Source organism: Candidatus Aquicultor sp., assembly GCF_054640775.1.
This window is the reverse complement of sequence record NZ_JBTSLF010000157.1, coordinates 1-5,882: the sequence shown is the minus strand read 5'-3', so window position 1 is coordinate 5,882 and position 5,882 is coordinate 1. Positions and strand designations below refer to the sequence as shown.

The window sequence follows — 5,882 nt, the reverse complement described above, 5'->3', positions numbered from 1 at the left end:
TGAAATTGTCGAACTCTTTATTGCGGACCAGGTCGTTGTCGGTTGACGGGTTGAACTCGGGTAGCGTTGTGTTGATGGGGAATGAGGAGTTCGACAGGGGGTCGTCGACAATTTTATCGGCGATAATCGTATCGCCCTCATCGAGTGCCGATACGATTGCTTTGAAATCATCCGCGAAATTCGCGCGCTCGATATCGGTGCTTCCCGAGAGGTCGAAGAGGGCAAAGACTACCCTGTGCTGCCTTGTGGCTTGGCTGGTTTGAGAGCACCCGGAGAGAAAAAGACCGCATACGACAACCGCGCCCAGCAAGAGCACGCTGGCTATGAACGTGCTGCGTATGATCCAAATTGTTTTTGACGTAGCCTCGGCACGTTTTTGACGGTTTAGCATGTGACGCATTCCTCCGTGGGATCGCGCGCAGTCGGGACGCATCCGATTTGTTTATTACCCGGCCAGGGGCATCGTTTTTGTGGGACTGTCGCCGTTGCCGGTATCCAGCTCATGGTCCCCATACTTGAGGTGTTCCTGAAGATACCGCTTCGTGCGATCGCACTCCCAGTCGAGACACTTGATTTGCTCCGGGATGGTAAACTTCGGCTCCACTTTGAAGCTGGCGACGGTTTTGTCGGTGCGGTACTTAAGATTCGTTTTCCGGTATTTTCTAATCTGAAGCAGGGCTGCGTTGCAAATCTGCCCGATCTCTGAGAGCGCCTGCTCGTGTGTCTTCTCGCGGGATATCATCAGAGTATCTATCCGCGAGTTGAGCTTCTTAATGGTTTCTTTGATCGCCATGTAGTCCTTTTCGGCATCCACCAATCCCTTGTCCGTTGTCTTAAATGTTCTGGTCAGCCTGTGGTATTGCTCGTGGTTTTGGGGATGGGCATCCTTCGAGGCCCAGGTTCCGAATACGAAAAAGAGCACGTTAAGCGTAAAGAACAAGAGCATCGCCGCAAGCGGGTTTACCTGGATACCGAGGAACTTCGCGGTTTCCTCGAAGTAGGTCAGCCGGATATACGCGAGGGCGGCCAGGCATAAAAACACGGCGCCGATTGAGACATAGAAGAGCGGATGCAAATTTTCTTCCTTTATCCGCTTACCTACATGGTGGGCGACCCCCACGATAATCATGCCTACTACCAGGGCATACAGTGATGTTAGGAGTTTGCTCTCACCGAACACCTCAAAAACGATGCGGTTCACCGGAACTTCGCAAAGCGCCAGGATACCTATCACCGTGAGGTAGATCGGCATGGGCGTGACGTGCTCACGCTGCTTAAGGTTTTCTTCTGCCGAGTTGTAGGCCTGCTCGAACTGTTCGATGTTTTTACCCTTGGATTTAAACCCGTTAAGCTCTGTTGTCACGCCTACGAGTTCTTTTTTGGCCTGGCAGTAGCGTGATTTGAAGCGCTCGTCGGTTCTCGACCACTTTTCGGTCGCGTAGTAGATTTGCGATTCGGCCCGGTCGATAAGCTCGCGCTCGAAATGGGTGAGGTCGGCGTCATCTGCCGGGGGCAGCTCCTTGTTGCCGTCCCTGTAGCCGTTGAACCACGTTTTAGTGCTTGCGAACCTGTACGGTTTTGGTTTGCGTGCTCGTGCCATCGATACCCCTCCAAAAGACCTGTGACACAACCTATATACCAATTTGTAACACGGCTAAACGTCAAGGGAACGTGCGATTTACAAACCACGTAGACACGGTGCTCAACAGATTATAGTTTTTGCCAGAAAGGGGACAAGTATGGGTTGATTGGCAGCAGGGCTGGTTACCGGTATCAAAGATATATGCCGGCAGTAACCCGAACCATCGTATTACAACTAAAGTAACGGTTTACACTTCAAATATGCCTTCAGTCGTGTTAAAATTTTCCTTATGCAAGTCTTTACATCTGTATAATTACCGCACGTATTTTAAGGGGTGAACGAATGGGTAACAAGCGTAAACTTTTGGCATTTGTGCTGGTATGCACAATGGTATTCTCTTTAATGCCGATTCTTCCTGTCTCGGCAGCGGTGCCGGACCTGCCGATCCGGGCTTCAGTAAGCAACCAGGGTTCGGGCGGGACCGTTCCCGGGGAGCTACTTGTAAAATTCAAACCATCTGTAAGCGATACAGCGATTGAGGGCATTCATAAGCTCGTCGGCGCGCAGAAAATCGGCGAGATCAAAGCCCTGAAGGTACACGAAGTAAAACTGCCCGCCGGGCTTAGTGTAAGCGCTGCGGTCGCAAAGTATAAGAAGATGGCCGGCGTGGAGTATGCCGAGCCCAACCATCGCGTTCAGGCCTTTGCCATCCCAAATGACACCTACTATTCCGCTTACCAGTGGGATCTTGCTAAAATCAGCGCCCCACAGGCCTGGGATGTAACGACCGGCGATCAGACCCTGGTTGCGGTCGTCGATACCGGCGTTAATTACAACCACGAGGATTTAGCCGGTAAAGTCATCAACGGATATGACTTTGCCTACAACGATGCCGACGCATATGATAATAACGGACACGGCACGCACGTCTCCGGGACAATTGGGGCGCTCACTAATAACGCTAAGGGCGTTGCCGGTATCTCCTGGGGGGCTAAGATTCTTGCCGTTAAAGTACTAGACTCCAAGGGAAGCGGGTACGATTCCTGGGTTGCCAGCGGGATTACATACGCTGCCGATCACGGTTCAAAAGTCATCAACTTAAGCCTCGGCGGCCCCGACTACTCGACCACTTTGGCCGACGCAGTCTCATACGCACAGGGTAAGGGATGCCTGGTCGTTGCTGCAGCGGGTAATGATAACAGCAGTGCGGCAAGCTATCCGGCGGGATATCCAAACGTTATCGGTGTTGCCGCCACCACTACCGATGACCAGAAAGCATCCTATTCGAATTACGGGCCGGCGGTAGATATCGCAGCTCCGGGTGGTAATAGCGATGGCGTTGCGGCACATTATATCCTTAGCTGCTACAACTCGAGCAATTCAAGTTATGTATGGATGTCCGGAACATCGATGGCAAGCCCGCATGTAGCAGGCCTTGCAGCGCTGATTCTTTCACGGTATCCAGGCAAAACCAACAGCCAGGTCGCCAGGATGATTCAGGAAACAACCGATGATCTTGGAGCGGCCGGCAGGGATAGCTATTTCGGCTACGGGCGCATAAACGCTCAAAAAGCCGTAACGACTAATATCGTAAACGACGAGGAGATTAGTAGCGGTGCAGCCTATGCAGGTAGCTGGGCGAGCGCAAGCTCAAGCTACGCGAGCGGCGGCACTTACAAATACTCGGGCACGACAGGGAATTCGGTGACCTACTCGTTTTACGGCACCGGCGTTACCTGGGTTGCCAACAGGGGCACCTCAGCGGGTATCGCGAGGGTGTATATTGATGGAAGCTATGTTCAGGATGCCGACCTCTACGGAGCGGATGATTACCAGCAGTTGGTCTATACAAAATCCGGCCTTGCGCTTGGCAACCACACATTGAAAATCGAGGTTAGCGGAAACAAAAATGCGAGTTCAAGCGGCACGGCGATAACTATCGACGCGTTTGATGTGACAGCCCCGCTTGATACGACTCCGCCGGCTGTTACAGGCAGCGACCCGGCGATGTCCGCAAGTAATGTGGCTGTTAATAAAACGATTACGTTAACCTTTAACGAGAACATTTCTGCAGGTAGTTTATATAACAACGTTTCGGTGACTGACAGAAATGGCTCTGTTGCGACAACCAAGAGCATCAGCGGCACTACGCTAACCATCGATCCGGTGGGGAACCTGGCGTATGAGGGCACGGTGACAGTTTCGGTTCCGGCGGGTGCGGTGGCAGATGCAGCAGGAAATGCTCTTGCTTCTAGCTATACTCTCTACTTCTCGACGCAGGCCAATCCCGATACCACACCGCCAACTGTATCGATAACGGTTCCTGCCGACAGTAGCCTGACGAACGACAATACGCCGCTTCTTTCTTATACGATTAGTGATGGCAGCGTGACGGCGGTAACCGTCGATGGAGCTTCGGTGAGTACGAGAAACGGGCAGGAGCTACCCGTGCAATCCGACGGCGCACACATTGTTACAGTGTACGCGGTCGATACTGCCGGTAACGTAGGCTCCGCTCAATCGGCATTTACCGTTGATGCTACCGTCCCAACGATTACGGGCAGCGACCCGGCGATGTTTGCCGGCAACATGCCTATCAACAAGGTCATTACGCTTACCTTTAGCGACAATGTTTCCGCAGGCGCTGCTTTTGATGGTATAGCGGTACTGGATAGAAGCGGCTCTGTTGCGATAAACAAGAGCCTTAGCGGCACTACGCTGGTCATCACTCCGCTAAGCGATCTTGCTTATGAGAGCACGGTGACGGTCTCTATTCCAACGGGCGCCGTGGTGGATGTCGCAGGAAACGGCAATGCTGCGTATGACCTGTACTTCTTCACCCGGCCTATGGTGGATACGATTGCCCCGACCGCCGGCGCAAGCCCGGTTGGCGGCCTCTATAACTCAGCTCAATCGGTAACGCTTACGGCTTCCGAGCCGGCGGCGATCTATTACACAACCGATGACAGCACACCTACAGTAGCGAGCAGCCGGTATTCGGGCCTGCCGCTCAGCATTGGGATAACGACCACCCTTAAATTCATTGCGGTCGATGATGCGGGCAACCAATCACCGGTCTACACCGAGATATATACGATTGATAGCGCGGCTCCGGTGGTCGAAATACTCTCGCCTGTAAATGGCGGCCTAACAAACGACTCCACGCCGCAGCTCAGTTACACGGTCGATGACCCAACCGCAGACGTGGTCGTTAGCGTCGACACCATACCGGTGAGCGCGGCCAACGATACCGACCTTGGATCGCTCGCTGACGGCACGCATACGGTTAAAGTCACAGCCACGGATGCCGCAGGAAATTCAAGCTCTAGTCAGTCGACCTTTACTGTCGATACCGTAGCACCGACCGCAAGTGCGACTCCGGCAGGCGGCCTCTATAACTCAGCCCAATCCGTAACGCTTACGGCCTCTGAACCGGGGGCTATCTATTACACGACCGACGGCACAAATCCGACCGCCGCAAGCAGCATGTATGCAGCTACACCTATTGCCATCACGGCTTCAACGACTCTAAAGTTCATTGCCGTAGATGCTGCAGGTAACGTATCCGCGGTCTACGCCGGCGCTTATACCATCGATACGAATGCGCCGACGGTGACGGTCACCGACCCGGCTAATGGCGCGACGGACGTTGCGGTTGCCAATACGATTACTCTGACGTTTAGTGAGAACATCCAGGCGGGAAGCGCCTACGATACTATCACGGTTGAAAACAACAGGGGCAGGCTGGTTACAATCAACAAGAGTATTAGCGGTAATGTCCTTGTGCTTGATCCGACAAAAAACCTGGCGACAAGAACGACCTATACGGTCTCTGTCCCCGCGGGTGCGGTGAAAGACGCCGCGGGAAATGCTCTTGCAGGTAGCTATAGTTTTAGCTTTACAACTTCTAGATCAACCCGTTAACAGTATCGATGACGGCATGTTAGTGCCGGCATTCATCCATTCTTCGAGAACAAAGGGCCACTAGTGGCCCTTTGTTCTCGCGTTTGGCCCTTTTCCAGCATGATATTTTGTTGTAGTCCAGAGAGAACAGCTCATCCGACGGCATAAAGCACAGCCGAGGGAAAGTTGATGTACCATTGCTCGCTCGCTTTTCTCTTGATGAGTTGTACCTTGGTTGGATATCCCATACCCACCTCCTACGACGTCTCCCATCTAGTAATAACGCTAGATACCCATAAAAAACAAAAATACGCACATAGGCCAAACAAATTTGGAGCAAAAAGAAGTGAAAATACGCGGTTTATCTAGATAAAGGCCAAAGACGAGAAATAAAGAA

At 52.6% G+C, this 5,882-nt stretch carries 3 protein-coding genes; 1 reads left to right on the top strand and 2 read right to left on the bottom strand.

What is annotated here, in order from left to right:
- Both ACYC56_RS11495 and ACYC56_RS11490 read right to left on the bottom strand, forming a co-directional pair.
- A partial coding sequence (locus ACYC56_RS11495; protein ID WP_461374322.1) for a hypothetical protein occupies positions 1-391 on the bottom strand: 391 nt, incomplete at its 3' end.
- A 54-nt stretch (positions 392-445) separates the two neighbouring features.
- Positions 446-1,600 (bottom strand): hypothetical protein, encoded by a 1,155-nt coding sequence (locus ACYC56_RS11490; RefSeq protein ID WP_461374321.1) that lies wholly within the window; start codon positions 1,598-1,600, stop codon positions 446-448.
- 324 nt (positions 1,601-1,924) lie between these two features.
- Here ACYC56_RS11490 and ACYC56_RS11485 point away from each other — a divergent pair, with 324 nt between their 5' ends.
- A complete protein-coding gene (locus ACYC56_RS11485; protein ID WP_461374320.1) occupies positions 1,925-5,506 on the top strand; it encodes a S8 family serine peptidase in 3,582 nt (1,193 codons plus the stop codon).
- Positions 5,507-5,882: the final 376 nt, after the last annotated feature.

What these genes read in the sequence shown, in the direction of transcription:
- ACYC56_RS11485 (WP_461374320.1), top strand. Translation starts at nt 1,925, where the DNA reads ATGGGTAACAAGCGTAAACTTTTGGCATTTGTGCTGGTATGCACAATG.
- ACYC56_RS11490 (WP_461374321.1), bottom strand. Translation starts at nt 1,600, where the DNA reads ATGGCACGAGCACGCAAACCAAAACCGTACAGGTTCGCAAGCACTAAA.